The organism is Bifidobacterium sp. LH_389, assembly GCF_056357235.1.
On the sequence record NZ_JBKEVR010000001.1, the window covers coordinates 300,670 to 320,804 of the forward strand.

General features: G+C 66.2%; 17 protein-coding genes and 3 tRNA genes. 18 read left to right on the forward strand and 2 right to left on the reverse strand.

The window, feature by feature from the left end:
* Positions 1–68 precede the first annotated feature (68 nt).
* From AC1AZA_RS01260 to AC1AZA_RS01305, 10 genes are all read left to right on the forward strand, one after another.
* The gene (locus AC1AZA_RS01260) at positions 69–1,091 is read left to right on the forward strand and encodes a ribose-phosphate diphosphokinase (RefSeq protein ID WP_476512935.1); all 1,023 of its coding nucleotides are present in this window, start codon (positions 69–71) and stop codon (positions 1,089–1,091) included.
* 107 nt (positions 1,092–1,198) lie between these two features.
* Positions 1,199–1,269, forward strand: a tRNA-Gln gene (locus tag AC1AZA_RS01265).
* Between the two features lie 76 nt (positions 1,270–1,345).
* Positions 1,346–2,740 carry a bifunctional UDP-N-acetylglucosamine diphosphorylase/glucosamine-1-phosphate N-acetyltransferase GlmU gene (gene glmU / locus AC1AZA_RS01270; protein ID WP_476512936.1) on the forward strand — a complete coding sequence of 465 codons (1,395 nt, stop codon included), beginning with the start codon at positions 1,346–1,348 and terminating at the stop codon, positions 2,738–2,740.
* 4 nt (positions 2,741–2,744) lie between these two features.
* Positions 2,745–3,179: a ribosome silencing factor gene (gene rsfS / locus AC1AZA_RS01275; RefSeq protein ID WP_476512937.1), complete on the forward strand. Its 435-nt coding sequence runs from the start codon at positions 2,745–2,747 to the stop codon at positions 3,177–3,179.
* Positions 3,180–3,236: 57 nt separating this feature from the next.
* A complete protein-coding gene (locus tag AC1AZA_RS01280; RefSeq protein WP_476512938.1) occupies positions 3,237–3,974 on the forward strand; it encodes a histidine phosphatase family protein in 738 nt (245 codons plus the stop codon).
* A 210-nt stretch (positions 3,975–4,184) separates the two neighbouring features.
* On the forward strand, positions 4,185–5,468 hold the full coding sequence (locus tag AC1AZA_RS01285; protein WP_476512939.1) for a hypothetical protein: 1,284 nt from the start codon (positions 4,185–4,187) through the stop codon (positions 5,466–5,468).
* A gap of 70 nt (positions 5,469–5,538) precedes the next feature.
* Positions 5,539–6,255 (forward strand): nitroreductase family protein, encoded by a 717-nt coding sequence (locus AC1AZA_RS01290; protein ID WP_476512940.1) that lies wholly within the window; start codon positions 5,539–5,541, stop codon positions 6,253–6,255.
* A gap of 120 nt (positions 6,256–6,375) precedes the next feature.
* A tRNA-Ala gene (locus AC1AZA_RS01295) sits at positions 6,376–6,448 on the forward strand.
* Positions 6,449–6,546: 98 nt separating this feature from the next.
* Positions 6,547–6,619, forward strand: a tRNA-Ala gene (locus tag AC1AZA_RS01300).
* Positions 6,620–7,584: 965 nt separating this feature from the next.
* Complete coding sequence (locus AC1AZA_RS01305) at positions 7,585–8,454, forward strand: DUF1287 domain-containing protein (RefSeq protein WP_476512941.1); 870 nt, start codon at positions 7,585–7,587, stop codon at positions 8,452–8,454.
* 35 nt (positions 8,455–8,489) lie between these two features.
* On the opposite strand, the gene AC1AZA_RS01310 is transcribed toward AC1AZA_RS01305, so the two are convergent.
* On the reverse strand, positions 8,490–9,410 hold the full coding sequence (locus tag AC1AZA_RS01310; RefSeq protein ID WP_476512942.1) for a DMT family transporter: 921 nt from the start codon (positions 9,408–9,410) through the stop codon (positions 8,490–8,492).
* Positions 9,411–9,638: 228 nt separating this feature from the next.
* Here AC1AZA_RS01310 and AC1AZA_RS01315 point away from each other — a divergent pair, with 228 nt between their 5' ends.
* Together AC1AZA_RS01315 and AC1AZA_RS01320 are read left to right on the forward strand one after the other, a co-directional pair.
* Entirely contained in the window at positions 9,639–10,043 is a 405-nt protein-coding gene (locus tag AC1AZA_RS01315; protein ID WP_476512943.1) for a pyridoxamine 5'-phosphate oxidase family protein, read from the forward strand.
* Positions 10,044–10,177: 134 nt separating this feature from the next.
* Positions 10,178–11,758: a S10 family peptidase gene (locus AC1AZA_RS01320; RefSeq protein WP_476512944.1), complete on the forward strand. Its 1,581-nt coding sequence runs from the start codon at positions 10,178–10,180 to the stop codon at positions 11,756–11,758.
* A 38-nt stretch (positions 11,759–11,796) separates the two neighbouring features.
* Here AC1AZA_RS01320 and AC1AZA_RS01325 read toward each other — a convergent pair whose 3' ends face one another.
* Positions 11,797–13,149 carry a THUMP-like domain-containing protein gene (locus AC1AZA_RS01325; protein WP_476512945.1) on the reverse strand — a complete coding sequence of 451 codons (1,353 nt, stop codon included), beginning with the start codon at positions 13,147–13,149 and terminating at the stop codon, positions 11,797–11,799.
* Between the two features lie 58 nt (positions 13,150–13,207).
* Here AC1AZA_RS01325 and AC1AZA_RS01330 point away from each other — a divergent pair, with 58 nt between their 5' ends.
* The 6 genes from AC1AZA_RS01330 (at position 13,208) to AC1AZA_RS01355 (ending at position 20,031) form a co-directional block, all read left to right on the forward strand.
* The gene (locus AC1AZA_RS01330; RefSeq protein ID WP_476512946.1) at positions 13,208–15,148 is read left to right on the forward strand and encodes a DUF5696 domain-containing protein; all 1,941 of its coding nucleotides are present in this window, start codon (positions 13,208–13,210) and stop codon (positions 15,146–15,148) included.
* 128 nt (positions 15,149–15,276) lie between these two features.
* Positions 15,277–16,227, forward strand: coding sequence for a magnesium transporter CorA family protein (locus AC1AZA_RS01335; RefSeq protein WP_476512947.1), 951 nt, complete (start codon positions 15,277–15,279; stop codon positions 16,225–16,227).
* A gap of 138 nt (positions 16,228–16,365) precedes the next feature.
* On the forward strand, positions 16,366–17,151 hold the full coding sequence (locus tag AC1AZA_RS01340) for an amino acid ABC transporter ATP-binding protein (protein ID WP_476512948.1): 786 nt from the start codon (positions 16,366–16,368) through the stop codon (positions 17,149–17,151).
* Between the two features lie 168 nt (positions 17,152–17,319).
* A complete protein-coding gene (locus tag AC1AZA_RS01345; RefSeq protein WP_476512949.1) occupies positions 17,320–18,165 on the forward strand; it encodes a glutamate ABC transporter substrate-binding protein in 846 nt (281 codons plus the stop codon).
* A 116-nt stretch (positions 18,166–18,281) separates the two neighbouring features.
* Entirely contained in the window at positions 18,282–18,959 is a 678-nt protein-coding gene (locus tag AC1AZA_RS01350) for an amino acid ABC transporter permease (protein WP_476512950.1), read from the forward strand.
* A gap of 13 nt (positions 18,960–18,972) precedes the next feature.
* Complete coding sequence (locus AC1AZA_RS01355) at positions 18,973–20,031, forward strand: amino acid ABC transporter permease (protein ID WP_476512951.1); 1,059 nt, start codon at positions 18,973–18,975, stop codon at positions 20,029–20,031.
* Positions 20,032–20,135 lie beyond the last annotated feature (104 nt).

Genomic DNA, 20,135 nt, shown 5'->3' on the forward strand with positions numbered 1-20,135 from the left:
CGCCGGCGGTCTGCGGCGCTCGTTACACTGTGAAACCGTCAACTACGCGACGTCGACGTTTGGAGACCATGGTGAGCGCAATCCTCGAAGGAAAGCCCGACAAGAACCTTATTCTGGTGACCGGCAGGGCCCATCCCAAGCTGGCATCGGACGTGGCCGATCAACTCGGCATCGAAGTGCTGGAGACCACGGCCTACGATTTCGCCAACGGCGAGATGTACGTGCGCTACACCGAATCGGTGCGCGGCGCGGACGTGTTCGTGCTCCAGACGCACTCCAACCCGGTCAACAAGGCCATCATGGAGCAGATCATCATGATCGACGCCCTGAAGCGCGCCTCGGCCCGCTCCATCACCGCCGTCTGCCCGCTGTTGGGCTACTCCCGTCAGGACAAGAAGCACCGCGGCCGCGAGCCCATCTCCTGCCGTCTGGTCTTCGACCTGCTGGCCACCGCCGGCGCCGACCGCATCATGAGCGTGGACCTGCACGCCGCGCAGTCCCAGGGCTTCTTCGACGGCCCGGTGGACCACCTCATCGCCATGCCGGTGCTCGTGGACTACATCCGTGACCGGTTCCGCGGCCAGCTGGACAACGTGGCCGTGGTCTCCCCGGACGCCGGCCGCATCCGCGTGGCCGAGCAGTGGGCGCAGCGCCTCGGCGGCGGCCCGCTCGCCTTCGTGCACAAGACGCGCGACATCACTCGCCCGAACCAGGCCGTCGCCAACCGCGTGGTAGGCGACGTCAAGGGCAAGGACTGCGTGCTCGTGGACGATCTGATCGACACCGCCGGCACCATCGTGGGTGCATGCAACGTCCTCAGGGACGCCGGCGCCAACTCGGTGACCGTCGTCGCCACGCACGGCGTGTTCTCCGGCCCGGCCGTGGAGCGCCTGAAGAACTGCGGGGCGCGCGAGGTCGTCGTCACGGACACGGTCCCGATCCCGGAGGAGAAGCGCTGGGACGGCCTGACCGTGCTGTCCATCGCCCCGCTGCTGGGCAGCGCCATCCGTGCGGTGTTCGACGACGGTTCCGTGGCCGAGCTGTTCGACACGTACCCCGAGCACCACGGGCAGGGCTTCCTGTTCGCCTGAGTTCTGCGGCCCGGACGGTCCGTCCGGTGGTCCGCGCGGTGCGCGTGTCACGCCGGTCCGAACGTATGGCATAATGAACACTTGGCGGGTTTTGCCGCCCGCCGCATTCCCCCATGGTGTAATGGCAGCACACGGGTCTTTGGAACCCTTTGTCTTGGTTCGAGTCCAGGTGGGGGAACTCGCCAAACGGGTCGTTCGCTTCGATCGTTCGAGGCGGGCGGCCCTTTCGCATACTGGAAAGGAACCTCAACTCCATGGAGCTTTCAGCCGCCATCATCCTGGCCGCGGGCGAGGGGACCCGCATGCGTTCCGCCACGCCGAAGGTGCTGCACACCTTCGCCGGCAAGACCTTTCTCAACCGGGTGATGGATTCCGTCTCCGCGCTCAACGTCGGCACGCTCGCCGTCGTGGTGCGCTATCAGGGCGAGCGCGTGGCCGAGGCCGCGCGCTCTTACGATCCGGACGTCACGATCGTCGAGCAGGACGAGATCCCCGGCACCGGGCGCGCCGTGCAGTGCGCCATGGCCCGGCTCGCGGCGGACGCACCTCAGGGTGCACTCCACGGACCGGTGCTCATCGCCGCGAGCGACATGCCGCTGCTCGACACCGCCACCCTCGAGTCCCTGATCGAGTTCCATGCCGCCAACCGCAACGGCGCCACCGTGCTCACCGCCAGGCTGAACGACCCCACCGGCTACGGGCGCATCATCCGCGATCAGGACGGCTCCGTGCTGCGCATCGTGGAACAGCGCGATGCCAACGAAAGCGAACTGGCCGTGCACGAGGTGAACACCTCCGTCTACGTGTTTGAGGCCGACGTGCTCGAACGTGCCATCGCGGGGCTCGACGCCAACAACGCGCAGGGCGAGTTCTACCTCACGGACGCCTTGGAGACCGCGCGCGAACTGGGCCTGAGCGTGGGCGCGTTCGCAGCTCCCGATGCGCTGAGCGTGGAGGGCGTCAACGACCGCGTGCAGCTCGCCGCCCTCGCCAAGGCGCACAACCGCCGCGTCTGCGAGCACTGGATGCGCGAGGGCGTCACCGTCCTCGACCCGGATACCACGTGGATCGAGGACGACGTCGAGCTCGGCCGCGACGTGACCGTGCTGCCCGGCTCCTTCCTGCAGGGCCATACCGTCGTCGCCCCCGAGGCGGTGATCGGACCGTATACCACGCTCATCGACGCGACCGTGGACGAGGGTGCGCACGTGGAGCGCTCCCGTGTGCAGGAAAGCCACATCGGCGCGCGCGCGAACATCGGCCCGTGGACCTACATGCGCCAGGGCAACGACCTCGGCCCGGACACCAAGGCCGGCGCGTTCGTGGAGATGAAGAAGGCGCACATCGACGAAGGCACCAAGGTGCCGCACCTGAGCTACATCGGCGACGCGCATCTGGGTTCGCACACCAACATCGGCGGCGGCACCATCACCGCCAACTACGATGGCGTGCACAAGAACCGCACCGAGATCGGCTCCAACGTGCACGTGGGCGCCGGCAACCTGTTCGTCGCCCCCGTTCAGGTGGGCGACGGGGTGACCACCGGCGCCGGCAGCGTGATCCGCCACGCCGTGCCGGACGACGCCATGGCGTACTCGGAGAACACGCAGCACGTGGTCGAGGGCTGGAAGCCCGTCTGGGAGCGCTGATCGGATGGCCGCACTGCAAAGCTCCATCGACGCCGTCCGCATCGCCGCGCGCGCCGCGGATAAGATGAAGGCCACCGACATCGTCGCCTTTGACGTCTCCCAGCCGCTCGGCATCACCGACGCGTTCCTCATCGTCTCCGCCTCGAACGAGCGTCAGGTGCTCGCCGTGGCCGAGGAGGTCGAGCGCAAGCTGCACGAGGAGGCCGGCCTCGACGCCCGCACGCGCGAGGGGCTGACCGAGGCGCAGTGGGTATTGCTCGACTACGGGGACTTCGTCGTTCACGTGATGCATGATGAAACCAGGGAGTTCTACGGCCTCGAACGGCTGTGGAAGGACTGCCCGGCCATCGAACTCGACCTGCCGGCCGAACCCGCCGCACAGCGCGAGACCGTGACGCAGAACGGGAACGCTGCGGACGGGGAGGGCCCGGTCGACTGACCGATCCGCGGGCGGTCCGGCAACGGCATTGCGACGCATACGAAAGGGGACGACGCCATGGCATCCATCATGGACCTGTACGGGGATACGGAGCACGAGCACCCGAAGCACGTGGGCACGGTGATTCTGGTACGGCACGGCCGTACCTCCTACAACCACGAAGGGCGATTCCAGGGGCAGGTGGACATTCCGCTCGATGAGGTGGGCGACTGGCAGGTGCACCGCACCGCCGAAGCGCTCAAGTCCCTGTACGTGGACCGCCGCCCCGGCACGAAGCAGCTCGTGGTCTGCTCCGACCTGTCCCGCGCCGCCGCCACCGCACATGCCTTCGCCGATCCGCTCGGCCTCGAGGTGCATCCGGACGTGCGCGTGCGCGAACGCAGCTTCGGTGACTGGGAGGGCGAGGCCGGCACCGTGCTGCGCGAACGCTTCCCCGAGGACTACCGCTCCTACGCCACATGGCAGGGCGGCGAGCTGAAGCACGGGGCCGAACCCCGGCGCGAGGTGGGCAAACGCGGCGTGGCGGCGCTCAACGACTGGGCGTACCGCGCCGGCAACGACACCACACTGTTCGTGTTCTCCCACGGCGCGTGGATCTCGCAGGTGGTCTACACGCTATTCGGCCGCGAATCCGACAATCCCAACTACTGCGGCGTGGTCTCCATGCGCAACGCCCACTGGGCGCGCCTGTCGCTGACGAATGCGGCGGACGGCACCGAACGCTGGCGGCTCGTGGACTACAACCACGGTCCGGCAGCCGCGGACACCGAGCAGTGGGACAATCCGGCGCTGTAGCTCCGCTGCCGGTACCGGTCGGGTATCGGTCGGGATGCGAGCGGCGTTAGGAATATGTAAGGATTCTGAAAAATAACGTGCCGCCGCCCGTCTCTTCGGCGCAATCCCCAGCGTTTCCGTCGCGGAACGTGCTACCTTGCCTGATTGCATAACTGTTGTTCTCAGGTTCCGTACGCCCGACCGACCGTCGGGAGCGGGGGAGGTTGTTGGTTGAAAGGGTTCTTCCGGAACATCTCATGGGTGCCGATCGTGGCCGGCGCACTGGCTGCGGTCACCTCGTTCCTGCTGTCCGCGCACATCGGTCTGGCCGGTTCGGTGATCGGCGTGGCGGTCAGCTCGATCGTCACCGCCATCTCCTCGCAGATCTACCAGAACGTGCTGCGCGACTCCACGAAGAAAATCCAGCAGACCGTGGGCGCAGGCTCCAGCGACGCCGACGGGGATGCCTCACCGGACGAGACGGCTGGGGCAACCGGGTCTGCCGGGACGACCGAGTCTGCCGAACCCGCCCGATCCGGCTCCGCCGCATCGGCCGATGAGACTCTGCCCGGCGCCGGCGACGATGCGGCCGTCGCGGATGGCATGTCCAGCAAGGACGGCGATGCAACGGCCGCGGATCGCCCGGATGGGGAAGACGTCGACGGACGGACCGAGGCCGCGCGAGCGGACGGGCCGCGCGTGATCGCCGGGGGAACGGAACGCAGCGCGTCTCCGCGCATCATCGAGGCGTCCACCGCGCTGCCGCCCTCGATCACGCGCATGCAGCATCTGCGCGCGGAGAGCGTGCTTGCACAGAGCCGCGCCGCCGCACGTCGCAAGCGCACCGCCATCGTGGTCACCATCGCCAGTGCGCTGCTGGCCGCCGCCGCATCCGCCGCGGTGATCATGCTCGTCACGAACGGCAACGGCACCGACTCCGTGGTGCGAGATCTGGTCAACACGTCCACCAGTGTCAAGACGACGCCCACGCCCGTGCCTACATCCTCCCAGACTTCCTCCGCTACGACCGACAAGGGCGCCAAGGGGGAGGACGAGTCTACGGGAGATTCCGCGAAGGAAGACTCCGCGACCGGTGGATCGACCGCCACGGCATCTCCCAGCGCCTCGTCGAGCGCCTCCGCCACGGCTGGATCGGAAGAGTCCGACAGCACGTCCGATGGCTCGAACAACTCGAATTCCGGCGGCTCGAACACTGGCAGCGGCTCTGGGTCCGGGACGGGCTCGTCCGGCTCCTCGAACGGCTCCGGCTCCGGGTCCCCATCCGGAACGGGCACGGGTTCGTCCAGCTCCGGATCGTCCGGTTCCTCGTCCGGGTCGGGTTCTTCGGGCACCGGCTCTTCCGGATCGTCGTCCGGTTCCTCTCACTCCGGCAGCGGGTCCGGTTCCTCGTCCGGGTCGAGTTCATCCGGCTCCGGGTCTCAGTCGTCCGGCACCTCCGGGCAGAGCAATTCGGCCGCGGACGAGCAATCGGGCGTCACCACGTCCGAACACTGACCGTGCAGGGCGCTCCCGTCCGTTCCGGTCGTTCGCCATCGCTAGTGTGGTCACCGAGCAAGGAGAACGAATGAACATCATCGAGGCCATGTCCGAACGCCATGCCGTGCGCGATTTCAGCGACCGGCCGATCGAAGACGCCACGCTGGATGCGATGCGCGAACTGATCGGCCAACTCAACGATCGCTACGATCTCAACATCCAGCTGGTCCATGACGACGGTGACGCATTCGGCGACTGCCCCACGCACTACGGCCGGTTCAAGGGCGTGCGCTACTGCATTGCGCTGATCGGTGCGGACCGGGGCGATCCCGCCGGCCTGGATGAGCGCGCCGGATACTGCGGCGAACGTCTGGCGCTCGAAGCAGTATCTCTCGGTCTTGATACCGGCTGGGCCGTGCTCCATGAGTCGACCGAGCACGCCGGCGCATGGACCATGGGCGAAGGGGAGCGTATGCCCGCCGCCGTCGCCGTCGGTTACGGCAACCGCCCCGGGCGGCCGCATCGCAGCAAGTCCATCGAGGAGTTGGGCGCCGTGGAGGGCGTGGCAAACGCCGGCGAACCGGATTCGTTGGCCGGGGCTCCCGCATGGTTCGTCCAAGGTCTTGAAGCCGTGCAGCTGGCGCCGAGCGCGTTGGGCAAGCAACCGGTGCACTTCACGTTGCTGGCCGACGGTCGTACCGTGCGCGGCGAGGCGCTGGAAGGTGTGCAGGCCGAGATCTGTCTGGGCGTGGCCAAGCTGCATTTTGAACTTGGCGCCGGCGAAGGCAATTTCGTCTGGGCGTAAGGCCGCGGCGATACCGGCTGCGTGTCGCGTGAAGCCGCTTGCGGGTGACATTGCGCGACACGCAGGGGTTGCATTCTGTGGGAAGATGAGTATATTGATGCAAGTTGCTTGAACGAGCACGGGGCTATGGCGCAGCTGGTAGCGCATCTCCATGGCATGGAGAGGGTCAGGGGTTCGAATCCCCTTAGCTCCACGGTGCGAAGCCTTCGCGATCGGTGGATGTTGCCGAGGGTTTCGCCGCCGGGCTTGCGGCAGGCCGTACGGGGCTTGCGGAGTCCGATAACTTCATACGGGGCTATGGCGCAGCTGGTAGCGCATCTCCATGGCATGGAGAGGGTCAGGGGTTCGAATCCCCTTAGCTCCACAGACAACAAGGGCCGGAGATTGGCGGAATGACGCCATTCCCCGGTCCCTCTTCTTATTTGGTCTGCGAACAATCCCACGAGAATCCCGCGAATCCAGCCCGCTTCCGCTTGATCGGTCCAACCTGTGCCCTCAAATTCACAGACGCCAGAGGCGCGGAGGGGAAACTCACGCATCCGCCCGCCTCTCGGTCTTTCTCCGTCCCCGTCTCCGCCTCTTCTCCGCCTCTTCTCAGCGTACGTTTTCGTATCAGCCGATACAATTTACGCCGTCTGGCCGCTCCTCGTGTACGTTTTCGTATCACACGATATGATTCACGCCATCTAGCCGCCGTCAGCGTACGTTTATGTATCGGATGATACGTTTTACGCCATCTGTGCGACCTCGGGCCTGTGCCTTGACCAGCCGGGCATCGGCAACCGTGGAATCGTGCGATCGGTCCAACCTGCATCAGAGAAGCGTCATGGGTTGGGCCGATTGGGGCGTTGCACTTCAATCGGGGTCCGAGGCAGGTATGTGCTGCAAGGCCCGTCCGTGGCAGCGTCACATGCGTTCCTTGGACAGCCTCCATGGCGGTCGAGCGCGCGTTTGGCCACGGATGGGACCGGGCAGTCATTGAAATCGACGGATGTAGTTTGCTTTTCCGATTTGTGCGGTTGATTGTGTGGGGCGGCTCCGATAGCAGCGTTGGGAATTCAACCATATTGCAGCACCGATACCGCACCGGGGCAGGGAATTCGACCGCACAAATCGGCAAAAGCAATGCGGGGCATGGCCGTTCCATGCAGAGTGGCGCGTTGTTGACGGCGAAAAACGTAGTTCAGGTGCCTGCGCAGTTCAGGTGCCTGTGGCGATGCACTCCGCATTTGTCCGATCTGCACATGTTGCCGCCAAGGGACGGCTCGGGCACATGGAAGCCACGTATCATGGCCACAGATTGACATCATCCGGCGTAAGGGAGTTGCCATGACATTAGGACGCACGCACGGGGACGGAGTTCGTCATGCGAACGAGGTGGAATACCGCGATGGAGAGCGCGTTTCTACGGTCCGCCGGAAGCGTAAGACGGTGGCTGCGCTGCTCGCGGTCGTGCTGGTGTCTGCACTGGGAACCGGAGCGGCCGTGGCGTGGCATCGGCTCGCCGCGGTCCCCTCGCTGATCGGAACCGCGGCCGGGCGGGCGGGTTCCGGTGCGGCAGGGGCGATCGGGGCGCCGGGAACCGCCGGGACGCCGACCGACACAGTGCCCCTGACGATCGTGCAGAGCGTCACCGACTACAACGCCAATGGCATCGACGACACCACGGACATCGTTGCCGGCGCCCGCAAGGATGCGCAGGCCGAACCCGCGTACGACGACGGCTACTATGCGGGCGGTTATCCGCCGGCGGACCGCGGCGCCTGCACCGATCTGGTCTGGCGTGCCTTCCGCGAGGCCGGCTACGATCTCAAGGCCATGGTGGACGCGGACGTGGCCGCCCACCCGCAGGTCTACCGGGCGGTGGCCTCCACGCCGGACCCGAACATCGATTTCCGCCGCACCGGCGTGCTGGACGTGTTCTTCAAACGCTACGGCCAGTCGCTGACCACGGATCCGACGGACCATGCGCAGTGGCAGCCCGGGGACATCGTGACGTTCGAAACCACGAAGCACATCGCCGTCGTCTCCGACAGGGCCAGCCGCGCGACCGGCACCCCGTACCTGCTGCACAACATGGGCGTGCCCGGTCGCGACAACGACTACCTCGATGCGCCGAACCGCATGGCGGTCAGCGGTCACTACCGTTTCGATGCAGCGAAGGTGCCGGCCGACGTGCTGCGCGCCTGGAAGGGTTGATCGACAGGGCTGAGCGAAACGGCCGGCCCTGTCGATTACTCTTTCCGCTTCGTGACGATCGACAGGAGCACGGCCGCGAAGATGAGCGTGAAGCCCACGACCGAGTTCCACGTGACGGCTTCGCCCCAGAACAGGATGGAGAACGTGACGGCGAACAGGCTTTCCGTGCACATGATGATCGAGGCCTGCGAGGGTGGCACGTGCGCGAGCCCGATGTTCTGCATGATCTGCGCGATCATGGTGGCGCCCAGGAACAGGTACAGGAACGCGACCACCACGTCAGGCTCCAGCCACCCGGCATTCGGCGCGGGTTCGGTGAACAGGGCTCCCGCGACGAACAGCACGCCGGCCACGAAGAATTGAACCCACGTGACGGCGATCGGGTGGAACCGCTTGGCGTACACGCCCAGGAACGTGAGATTGAATGCGAAGATCACCGCGGTGCCGAGGGTCAGCCAGTCGCCCGCGCCCAGTGCGAACGAGCCACCGTTCTTGAGCGAGACGAAGCCCACGCCGGTCAGGCAGATCACCGCGGCAACGAGGTTGATGGTGCCCGGGCGGGATTTGGTGACGATCCATGAGGCGAACGGGGTGAGCACGCAGTAGGCGGCCGTGAGGAACGCGCTGCGACCCGGATCGATGGTCTTGAGTCCGATGGTCTGCGTGACCATGGTGCCCCAGTAGGTGACGCCCACCACGAGCGCCGGCACGATGATCTGTGGTTTGAGCGCCGGAATGATGCTGCGGTGGAACAGGACCAGCATGACCGTGCAGGCGCCGAGCACGCGCATGCCCATGAGCCACTGCGGGGGAATGGCCGCAATGGCGAACTTGGCGACCAGATAGCTGCCGCCCCACAGCGCCGCGCAGGTGAGCAGCATGAGCCGCGCCAGATTCGGCGGGAACGAGCGCGACCACGTGCTGCGCAATTGCTGGAACCGACTGCGGACCGCCATGGGATGCCTACTCCTTTGTTCGTGCTGCGTTGCGAACACTCATACAGTAGCCGCCGGCCTGCCTTGATCGGCACGCTCGGCGCGGCGTCGGCGCGGCGCGCGTGATGTTGCCCACAAAACGCCGAAATGCGCCGGAATCGCGTGCGCCCGCGCCTGCGATTCGGTACGCTAGACAGTGAGTCAGCATCGCTGTAGAACCTCTGCAGAACGTCGTCGAAAGGAGCCATCATGGCAACCATCACCCCGGAAATCAAGGAATTCGTCGAGAACAATCTGGGCTGGATCTCCACCGTGTCCAAGGACGGCGAGCTGGACCTCGGCCCGAAGATGAGCCTGTTCGTGCTTGACGAGCACCACATCGCCTACCATGAGCGTACCGCCGGTCAGGCCTACCAGAACCTCAAGGACGGCTCCCCGCTCGTCATCGCCTTCGCGAACCTCGCCGAGAAGAAGGGCTACCGCTTCCGCGGCAATGTGGTCCTGCACGTCGACGACGACATCTACGCCGCGCAGGTGAAGGTGGCCGAGGAGAAGGGCACCAAGAAGCCCGCCGTCATCCCCGTGCTCGAGGTCACCGAGATCCAGGACCTCTCCTCCGGCGCCAATGCCGGCAAGACCATCGAGAAGGACTGAGACCGGCGAATCGCCTGGTTCGGCCCGCCCGCTTCCGCCCCTTTCCGTGTGCCGCACAGGTTACGCGGGAGGGGCGGACCCGTATGCGAGACGCATGCCAGCCAGACACGCGCAAGAAAGGAATACCACCCACGATGACCGATCAGGACACCGCCAAGCAAGCCAAGGAAACCAAGGACGAAGGGGCCTCCGACAAGCGCAACGGCCTGCCGGAACCCGTCACGCACACCACGCGTCACAGCGTCACGGTGGACGGCCGCGCATGGACGTACGACGCGACCATCGGTACGCTGGACATCGACGCCGGCAAGGTCAAGCCGGCCGCCAGCATCTTCTATGCCGCGTTCACCGCCGTGGACCCGGCCACCGACGGACCGGACCGCACACGCCCGGTCACGTTCGTCTTCAACGGAGGGCCCGGCTCGTCCACCACCTTCCTGCTCATGGGCTCGCTCGCCCCCAAGCGCATCAGCGTGCCGGACGCGGCCCCCGTGCCCGCCGCACCCTACGCGCTCGTGGACAACGCGTACACATTGCTGCCCGTGAGCGATCTGGTGTTCATCGACGCGGCCGGCGCCGGCTTCTCGCAGATCGCGGAGAAGGCCAAGGCCGAGCTGTGGAGCGTGGACGGCGATGTCAGGGGCTTCTCCGCGTTCATCCGCCGCTGGCTGAGCGTCAACCACCGCTGGAACTCCCCGAAGTACATGCTCGGCGAGTCGTACGGCACCACGCGCGGGGCGGCGCTCGCCTACCGTTTGCAGTCCGACGGCGTGGCCCTGAACGGCCTGACGCTCATCTCCAACATTCTCGACTACGCGTTCACGCTCGACACTGGCGACCAGTACTACATCGGCTATTTCCCCACGTTCGCCTCCGTGGCCAAGTACCACGGCCGCGCCGCCTCCGACGTCGAGCTGGGCGAACATCTCAGGGCCGCCCGCGCCTTCGCCAACGGCCCGCTGCGCATGGCCCTCGCCATGGGGGATTCGCTCGACCCGGCCGTCAAGCGCCGCGTGGCCGAGCGATACGCCGAACTGACCGGTCTGGACGCGCAGTATGTCTACGAGTCCGACCTGCGCGTGGTGGACATGCGCTTCCGCAAGCAGCTGCTGCGCGATCGGGATCGGATCGTGGGCCGCTACGACGGCCGCGTGGCCGGCTACGATCTGGACCGCATGAACGACGAGGAGACCTTCGTGGTGGATGACGCGTTCCTCGACCCGGCCTACTCGTCGCTTGCCAACGCCTACCTGCGCGACGAGCTCGGATGGGAGGGCGCCGAGGAGCGTCGCGGGTTCGCGGACTTCGACTGGAACGCCACCGAGCCAGGCAAGGGCTGGACGTGGTGGCACACGCAGCCGGAGATGACCAAGAGCTCGTGGGGATCCAAGATCCCGTTCCCCAACGTGGTGCCGGACCTCGCCGCGGCGATCGCGCACCAGCACACGCTCAAGGTGCTCATCGGCAACGGTGTGTACGACCTGTGCACCCCGTTCTTCCAGACCGAGTACGACATTGACCACATGGGGCTGCCCGCTGCGCTGCGCGGCAACGTGGCGTTCACGTACTACCCGGCCGGGCACATGCTCTACTCGAGCGAGGAAAGCCTGCGCAAGTTCACGGCCGATCTCACGCGCTTCTACGCGGCGGACGTGGACGGTCTCGCGGCCATCGACGAGCGCCCCGCGCCCGAGCAGCCGGCGATCGCGCTCTGACCTAACCGTGCGCCGCGGCCGGCGGCCCGGGCGCGGCGCTACGCCTTGTGCGTCACGACCAGCAGGTGCGTGCCGTCGTCCGCGGTCGTGGCGAACACGTAGGTGTCGCCGCCGTCGCGCAGACCGAGCTTTTTGCGCAGTTGCGCGACGGTGAGCGGGAAGTTGCGTACGGCCACGTTCGCTTGGGTGACGCCGGCGAGCGCGGCCTTCAGTTCCCGCTTGTTCATGGTTGAGATGCGCTCGATGACGAACACGCGGCCGGGGAAGCCTGCTGCGGGGGTCTTTCCGGTATTCACGAACAGGTGGCTGTTCGGCGCGACGGGCGTGACCGGGAAGAGGCGGGACAGCAGCGCGAAGCAGCTGGCCTTCATGATTGAGGCATTTGGCTCATAGAGATACGTACGTACGTCCATATCGGTCGGGCAGGCGGCGGTGTCGGTTGCAGTACCGGTGCCGGCCGTGGCGGCGGTTCGGTGCCGACCGGGGGAGACGGTCCACTGTGCGTACGATCGTACGTTGTGCTGCGCGTCCCTTTCCTCGCCAAGCGCATAGTCCAGACGCTGGCCGTCGTTCACGCACACGACCTGCACCTCGTCTTCCGGAACGATCTGTCGCTGCAACACCACGAGCAGCTCCTTGCACTCGTTGCCTGTGGAGACCAGATGCACCTGGGCGACGGCTCCGGCGAAGTCCGCGACCGTCTTGCGCCAGTCGAGCATGGGGGAGAGCTTGACCATGACGATCGGCGCCACGTCCAGCAGCCGGTCCTTCAGGGCCAGCACGTCCGGCGTGCAGTCGGAGATCGCATAGGTGCGCGAGCCGTGCGCGTCGCGACGGGCCGGATCCGCGTACACCATCGTCGCCGCATCGGCCGGCAGCCCGTTCAGGTAGCCGACCGCATCGCCGTGGACGATGCGCACATGCCCCAGCCCCAGCACGGCCATGTTGTGCCGTGCCAGATCGCACAGCGCCTCCTGCCGCTCCACGTAGACGGCACGGTCGAACGCGCGGGCCATGGCGGAGCAGTCCACACCGAAGCCGCCAGTCAGGTCCACGAGCGTCGTTTCGCCCTGTGCTACGCCCTGCGCCACGCGCGCGCCGCTGGCCGCCGCCGCGATGAGAGCGCGGGCGAGGTCCGCCTTGTAATCGGCCGTGAACTGCGAGGAGCACTGTTCCATGGCCAGATGCGGCGGATAGACGATGCCCTCGCACGCGGCCCAGGAAGGCAGCTTGGTCTCGGCGCGGCGTCGACCGGCGATCTGGTCGAGCGCGAACGGCAGATCCACGCCGTCAGTCTTGCCCGGGTGCAATGCCAGTTCGCGCACGTCCGCGTCCCGATGCGCGGCGATGAACGCGCGGGTCTGTTCGGTGATGTTCTCCAGATTCGGCATGCCGTCATTGTAGCGTCGTCTCGCCCGTCGGCATCGGGCCGCTGCTACAGTGCTGACCATGACCGATCTGAGCATCCGCCGCTCCGGCACCGCCGTCACCCTGGACACCGCCACGCTCGCGCTCACGTTCGAACGCGACGGGCACGTGTGGCACACCGCCGCCGGCATCGAGCCCTCCATCGAGCTCACAGACGGGCCGCACGCCCGCATTCCGTTCACCGCGGCGGCCGAGATCCGCCACGACATCCGCTCCTTCGGCACCGGGGAGGGCGTCGTCACGCACGTGGCAGGCATCCCCGGACTGCCCGGACTCGCCTTCGATCTGTTCGTCTGGGTGGAGGAGGGCTGCGGGGACGTGGTCGCCGAATGGATCCCCACCGGCGAATGCAAAGCCTACCCCGCGCCCATCGCCGCCGTGCGCTGGCCCGCACCCTTCGCCTTCGACGAGCCGCGCGCCGACTGGGGCACGCTCATCACCCACTGCCAGGGCACGCTCATCCCCAACGACTGGCCCAACCCCACCGCACCCATACCCTTCAACGGCCGGTTCGGCACCGAAGGCGGCTACATGCCCTGGTTCGCCCAATTGCGCGGCGGGGCGCTCGAACCCGCCCCCGATGAGGACGGACTGCTCGCCATCTGCGAAACCCCATGGAACGCCGGCTACGAGATCGACCACCCGGCCGGCGGACCGTACACGCACGCGGGCGTCTGGTTCGAGCCGAGCCTGGGGCGCATGGACTACCGACGCATCCTGCGCTACCGCATCCTCACCGGCGAAGCGGCCACCGTCACCGGCGCGGCCAAGGCATACCGCCGCCACGCCGCCGAGCACGGGCGGCTCGTCACCCTGCGGCAGAAGGCCGTCGCCAACCCGGGCGTGAAGGACCTTGCCGGCGCGATGTGGATGCACGTGGGCATCAAGACCGTGGTGCAGCCCGACTCGCGCTTCTGGAACGCCGAGCACCCGGAGCGCAACCGCAGCCTGGTCGCCTTCGCCCAGCGCGAGACCCAGCTGCGCCGGCTGCACGACGACTTCGGCGTGAACCGCCTCTACCTGCATCTGGACGGCTGGGGCCAGCCCGGCTACGACAACGCGCACCCGGACTACCTGCCCGCCTGCGAGGAGGCCGGCGGCTGGGAGGGCCTGAAGGCGCTCGCCGACGCGGCGCATGAGCTCGGCTACCGGTTCGGCCTGCACGACCAGTACCGCGACTACTACGTCACCGCCGCCAGCCACGACATCGCCAACGCGGTCCGGCTGCCGGACGGCACGTACCCGGAGCATGCGCTGTGGGCCGGCGGCCGGCAGCACTACCTGTGCGCACAGCTCGCCCCGGACTACGTGAGGCGCAACTACCGCGAGATCGCCGCCCACGGGGTGAGGCTCGACGGCACGTATCTGGACGTGTTCACCTGCAACGAGGGCGACGAATGCGCGAACCCCGCCCACCGCATGACCCGCCGCGAATGCCTGGCCAAGCGTGCCGAATGCTTCGACTGGCTGCTCGCACAGGGCATCCTCACCAGTTCGGAGGAGGTGTCCGACTGGGCCATGGCGAGCCTCGTGTTCTGCCACTATGCGCCCTACGACTTCCAGATGCGCAGGCCATCCGAGCCGCGCGACGGCATCCCCGTGCCCCTGCAGAACCTGGTGTGGCACGACTGCGTGATCGAACCGTGGATGATGGACCGTCCGGCCGGCGGCGAGGACTACATGCTCTACGCACTGCTCAACGGCGGGGCGCCCTACCTGATCCGGGACGCCGCCTACGCCGGGTTCGACGGCGATCTGGACGACGACGGCGTGCGCGAACTGCGCGAAGACGTGGCCCGGTGCCGTCAGGTTGCGGCCCTGCATGAGCGGGTCGCCATGGAGGAGATGACCGGATTTACCTTCGTGGGAGGCGATCCGAAGGTGCAGCGCACCGAGTTCGCCGACGGTACGAGCGTGACCGTGGACTTCGCAAGCGGCACGTGGAAGGTGAACGCCGGCTGAATTCGCCCCGCTTCGGCCCGGCGCGCGGGGAACTCGTCCCGGAGGGGACTATCCTAGAGCGAGGTAAACGGCGCGGCCCCGGGCATTGCGGGCCGCCGGCGAATGGAAACGGGAGGCGGGTGAAGACCATGTTGCGCATTTTCAGCACCATCAACGGCCAGGTGGAGCAGATCAATAAACCGGAGAACGGTTCGTGGCTGTGCCTGTCCGAGCCGACCGACGTGGAGCTCGCCACGGTCGCCTCCCAGACCGGCATCGACCTTGCCGACCTGCGCGCCCCGTTGGATGACGAGGAACGCTCGCGCGTGGACGTCGAGGACGGCTACACGATGGTCATCGTGGACATCCCGACCGTGGAGGAGCGCGGCGGACGCGACTGGTACGAGACCATCCCGTTGTCGATCATCGTGACCGAGGGGCTCATCATCACCGTGTGCATGCAGGACACGCCGGTGCTCCATCCGTTCATGGAGGGCACCATCCGCGGGTTCAACACGTTCATGAAGTCCAGGTTCATCCTGCAGATCCTGTACCGCAACGCCACCATGTACCTGCGCTACCTGCGCATCATCGACCGGGAGAGCGACAAGCTCGAACTCAAGCTGCGCCACTCCATGCAGAACCGTGAGATCCTCTCGCTGCTCGAGCTGAGCAAGACATTGGTCTACTTCGCCACGTCGCTCAAGTCGAACGAGATCGTGCTCGAGAAGCTGGGCACGCTGGCGCGCATCAAGCAGTACCCGGAGGACGCGGACCTGCTGTCGGACGTCATCACCGAGAACAAGCAGGCCATCGAGATGGCGAACATCTACAGCGGCGTTCTTGCGAACATGACCGACGCGTTCGCCTCGATCGTCTCCAACAACCTCAACAACGTGATGCGCATCTTCACCATCATCTCCATTACGCTGTCCATTCCCACGCTCGTGTTTTCCATGTACGGCATGAACTTTCAGGAAGGCATGCTCGGCATGCCGTTCACGGACAAGCCGTGGGGCTTCGCGCTGGTGATCGTCATTTCGCTGGCCGTCTCCGCGGTGGTCACGTGGTTCCTCACCCGCTCGCGCATGTTCAAGTAGGAGTCCACATGGTGGAATCGTGGGCGCAATCTTGCCTGCGACTATACCTCACCGTTACAAATCCGTGTTAGCCTGACCCTCCGTTAGCGCAAAGGCGGGAAGCCCGCGCCTGTTATCGCAAGAAAAAGGGGTGTCACAATGACCGAGAACACCGAGACCGCGACCGCGGCGGCCACCGAATCCGCGGACCATCCGCTGGTGGAGCTGAGCCATGTGGAGAAGCACTTCGGCGATCTGCACGTGCTCAAGGACATCAATCTCAAGGTGGCCAAGGGCGAAGTGCTCGTCATCATCGGACCGTCCGGCTCCGGCAAGTCCACGCTGTGCCGCACCATCAACCGTCTCGAATCCATCGATTCGGGGGACATCCGCATCGACGGCAAGCCGCTGCCCCAGGAGGGCAAGGAGCTGACCAAGCTGCGCGCCGAGGTGGGTATGGTGTTCCAGTCGTTCAACCTGTTCGCCCACAAGAGCATCCTCGACAACGTCACCCTCGCCCCGCGCAAGGTGCGCAAGATCCCCAAGGCGCAGGCGGAGAAGGAGGCCATGGACCTGCTCGCCCGCGTGGGCGTGGACTCCCAGGCGTCCAAGCTGCCGGCACAGCTGTCCGGCGGCCAGCAGCAGCGCGTGGCCATCGCCCGGTCCCTGGCCATGCACCCCAAGGTGATGCTGTTCGACGAGCCGACCTCCGCGCTCGACCCGGAGATGATCAACGAGGTGCTCGACGTGATGGTCGACCTCGCCAAGGAGAACATGACCATGATCGTGGTCACCCACGAGATGGGCTTCGCCCGCCAGGTGGCCGACCGCGTGGTGTTCATGGCCGACGGGCAGATCCTCGAGCAGGGCACGCCGGACGAGTTCTTCTCGCATCCGAAGACCGAACGCGCCCGCGACTTCCTGAGCAAGATCCTCGAGCACTGAGCCATCCGCGCCGCCGGCCGGGTCCGTGGCCGGACCGTCCCATCGCGTCTGCGTCAAGAGGGCAAACGTAAATTCCGCGTAAACGGATGATGTCGCACGAAATATGACGCCCCTACGATCGAGAGCAGTTCGGCACCCTGAGCGCCGACCGTAAGAGAGGAAAACACCATGAAGCACATGTTCAAGAAGGCTCTGGCCGCCGTCGCCGCCGTGGCCTGCCTGGGTTCGATGGCCGCCTGCGGCTCGTCCAACGACGCCGCCAAGTCCGACGGCCCGAAGATCACCATCGGCATCAAGTTCGACCAGCCCGGCCTCGGCTTCAAGAAGGGCAGCGAATACACCGGCTTCGACGTGGACGTGGCCAAGTACGTGGCCAAGAAGCTCGGCTACTCCGAGGACCAGATCGTGTGGAAGGAAGCCCCCTCCAAGCAGCGCGAGACCCTGATCCAGAACGGCGACGTTGACCTCATCTTCGCCACCTACACCATCAACGACAAGCGCAAGGAGGTCGTCGACTTCGCCGGCCCGTACTTCGTCGCCGGCCAGGATCTCCTGATCCGCAACTCCGACGCGGGCAGCATCACCGGCCCCGAATCCCTCAACGGCAAGAAGCTGTGCTCCGTGACCGGCTCCACCTCCGCGCAGAACGTGAAGGACAAGTTCGCCAACGAGGTCCAGCTCATGGAGCAGACCGGCTACGCCGAGTGCGTGACCGCCCTGATCTCCGGCACCGTGGACGCGGTGACCACCGACGACATCATCCTCGCAGGCCTCGCCGCCGCCAAGGGCAACGGCCAGCTCAAGGTCGTGGGCAAGACGTTCTCCGAGGAGCCCTACGGCGTGGGCCTCAAGAAGGGCGACACCGAGCTCAAGAGCAAGGTCAACGCCGCCATCAAGGACATGATCGAGGACGGTTCGTGGCAGAAGGCCATCGACTCCAACATGCAGGGCACCGGCTACACCCCGGACGCCAAGCTCAACGCCAAGGACGCGCTGGAGAGCCAGCTGTCCTGACATCCGGTCGTCACGACCAGACCGACCGCGTGGTTCCGGGCGGGGAGGCGAGCCCTTCCCGCCCGGAACCACGTCGGAACACGAAATTGTTGTACATACGAGAGAAATGAGGTGCGATGTCGGGATTCGCCGATCTGTTCAGCCAATATGACATCCTGGCCGCGTTCCTGGTCAACATCGAACTGACCCTGTGGAGCGCGTTGATTTCGTTGATACTGGGCGTGGTGCTCGTCACCATGCGAATCTCGCCGATCGCCTCCCTGCGCGGCTTCGCGGCCGGATGGGTGGAGTTCTTCAAGAACATGCCGCTGACCATCATCATGGTGTTCATGGTGCTCGGCGTGTTCGGCCAGCTGAAGTTCCAGTTCTCCGACAACTTCGACACGAACTTCTTCTGGCTGGCCGTCACCGGCCTGTCCGTCTACACGTCCGCGTTCGTGTGCGAGTCGCTGCGAAGCGGCATCAACACCGTTCCGCTCGGCCAGGCCGAGGCCGCCCGATCGCTGGGCCTGAGCTTCTTCCAGTCGGCGTCGATCATCATCCTGCCGCAGGCGTTCCGCGGCTCCGTCGCCCCGCTGGGCAACACGCTGATCGCCCTGCTCAAGAACTCCACCGTCGCGGCCGCCGCCTCCGTGGCCACCGAGACCTCCAGCCTCATGAGCACCATGATCGAGTACAACGCGAACCTCATCGTGACGATCTTCCTCATCTTCGCCCTCGGCTACGTGATCATGATCATCCCGATCGGCCTGCTCACCACGTACCTGTCCAACAAGCTCGCGGTCCGCCGCTAGAAGGGAGCGCACCATGGCCACCAGCACATCCGCATCCGTGCTCTTCGACGAACCGGGCCCCAAGGGACGCCGCAAGATCTTCGTCGCCAACATCATCGGCGCCATCCTGCTCCTCGGCCTGCTCGCCGCCGTGCTCTACCGCCTCGCCAACCCGCCCCAGGGTCAGAACCAGCTGAGCTGGGAGCTGTGGGAGCCGGCGCTTAACGGCGAGGCGTGGGTCGACTTCTACCTGCCCGGCCTGTGGAAGACCCTCGAGGCGTCCGTGATCGCCATCGTCGGCGCCGTGGTCTTCGGCGTGGTCTTCGGCATCGGCAGGCTCCTCGAGTTCTGGCCCGTCAAGCTCGTGGCCTCCGTGGTCGTCGAGTTCTGCCGCGCCGTGCCCGTCCTGCTGTTCATGATCTTCCTGTGGCGTGGCTTCTCCTTTATGGGCATGAGCGACAACGCCTCCTTCTGGGCCGTGGTGTGGGGCCTGATCCTCTACAACGGCTCCGTGGTGGCCGAGCTCGTGCGCTCCGGCGTGGGCAACCTGCCCAAGGGCCAGCACGAGGCCGCCGTGGCGCTCGGCATGGGTCCCGTGCGCGCCCTGATGAGCGTGGAGGTGCCGCAGGCCCTCATCGCCATGCTGCCCGCCATGATCACCCAGCTCGTCGTGGTGCTCAAGGACACCGCTCTGGGCTCGATCATCATGTACACCGACCTGCTGCAGGAATCCCGCCGCCTCGGCTCCATGTACTTCAACATGCTGCAGGCGCTCGTGGTGGCCGGCGTGATCTACTTCATCCTGAGCTACCTGCTCTCCAAGCTTTCGGAAAGCCTGCCGGAGCGCATGCAGCGGCGCACGATGGGCATCGCCAAGCCTCCCGTGCAGGCGCCCATCGCCATCATGGACCCGTCCAACGTGCCGGCGCAGGAGCGCGCCCAGGAGCGCGAACGGCCGCAGGGCGGCACCGAGCCGCTCTACCCGGACCACTACCACGGATCCAACGCCGTGACCGAGGACTGGCGCACCTCGCACCTCGAGCACGGGCACGATCCGAAGCACCCGGACATGAAGCCCAAGCTGTTCCAGTGAGGGCTTGACGATCGGTCCGGCCCGGCGGTTCGCCGCTCGGACGGACGCCCGCATGAGGGGCCCCGACTTCCCGCACGGAAGGCCGGGGCCCCTTCGCATTCCCG

What these genes read in the sequence shown, in the direction of transcription:
- AC1AZA_RS01310 (WP_476512942.1), bottom strand. Translation starts at nt 9,410, where the DNA reads ATGGCGGTCCGCAGTCGGTTCCAGCAATTGCGCAGCACGTGGTCGCGC.
- AC1AZA_RS01330 (WP_476512946.1), top strand. Translation starts at nt 13,208, where the DNA reads ATGACCGATCTGAGCATCCGCCGCTCCGGCACCGCCGTCACCCTGGAC.
- AC1AZA_RS01345 (WP_476512949.1), top strand. Translation starts at nt 17,320, where the DNA reads ATGAAGCACATGTTCAAGAAGGCTCTGGCCGCCGTCGCCGCCGTGGCC.
- AC1AZA_RS01315 (WP_476512943.1), top strand. Translation starts at nt 9,639, where the DNA reads ATGGCAACCATCACCCCGGAAATCAAGGAATTCGTCGAGAACAATCTG.
- rsfS (WP_476512937.1), top strand. Translation starts at nt 2,745, where the DNA reads ATGGCCGCACTGCAAAGCTCCATCGACGCCGTCCGCATCGCCGCGCGC.
- AC1AZA_RS01290 (WP_476512940.1), top strand. Translation starts at nt 5,539, where the DNA reads ATGAACATCATCGAGGCCATGTCCGAACGCCATGCCGTGCGCGATTTC.
- AC1AZA_RS01335 (WP_476512947.1), top strand. Translation starts at nt 15,277, where the DNA reads ATGTTGCGCATTTTCAGCACCATCAACGGCCAGGTGGAGCAGATCAAT.
- AC1AZA_RS01340 (WP_476512948.1), top strand. Translation starts at nt 16,366, where the DNA reads ATGACCGAGAACACCGAGACCGCGACCGCGGCGGCCACCGAATCCGCG.
- AC1AZA_RS01305 (WP_476512941.1), top strand. Translation starts at nt 7,585, where the DNA reads ATGACATTAGGACGCACGCACGGGGACGGAGTTCGTCATGCGAACGAG.
- glmU (WP_476512936.1), top strand. Translation starts at nt 1,346, where the DNA reads ATGGAGCTTTCAGCCGCCATCATCCTGGCCGCGGGCGAGGGGACCCGC.
- AC1AZA_RS01280 (WP_476512938.1), top strand. Translation starts at nt 3,237, where the DNA reads ATGGCATCCATCATGGACCTGTACGGGGATACGGAGCACGAGCACCCG.
- AC1AZA_RS01260 (WP_476512935.1), top strand. Translation starts at nt 69, where the DNA reads ATGGTGAGCGCAATCCTCGAAGGAAAGCCCGACAAGAACCTTATTCTG.
- AC1AZA_RS01355 (WP_476512951.1), top strand. Translation starts at nt 18,973, where the DNA reads ATGGCCACCAGCACATCCGCATCCGTGCTCTTCGACGAACCGGGCCCC.
- AC1AZA_RS01325 (WP_476512945.1), bottom strand. Translation starts at nt 13,149, where the DNA reads ATGCCGAATCTGGAGAACATCACCGAACAGACCCGCGCGTTCATCGCC.
- AC1AZA_RS01350 (WP_476512950.1), top strand. Translation starts at nt 18,282, where the DNA reads ATGTCGGGATTCGCCGATCTGTTCAGCCAATATGACATCCTGGCCGCG.
- AC1AZA_RS01320 (WP_476512944.1), top strand. Translation starts at nt 10,178, where the DNA reads ATGACCGATCAGGACACCGCCAAGCAAGCCAAGGAAACCAAGGACGAA.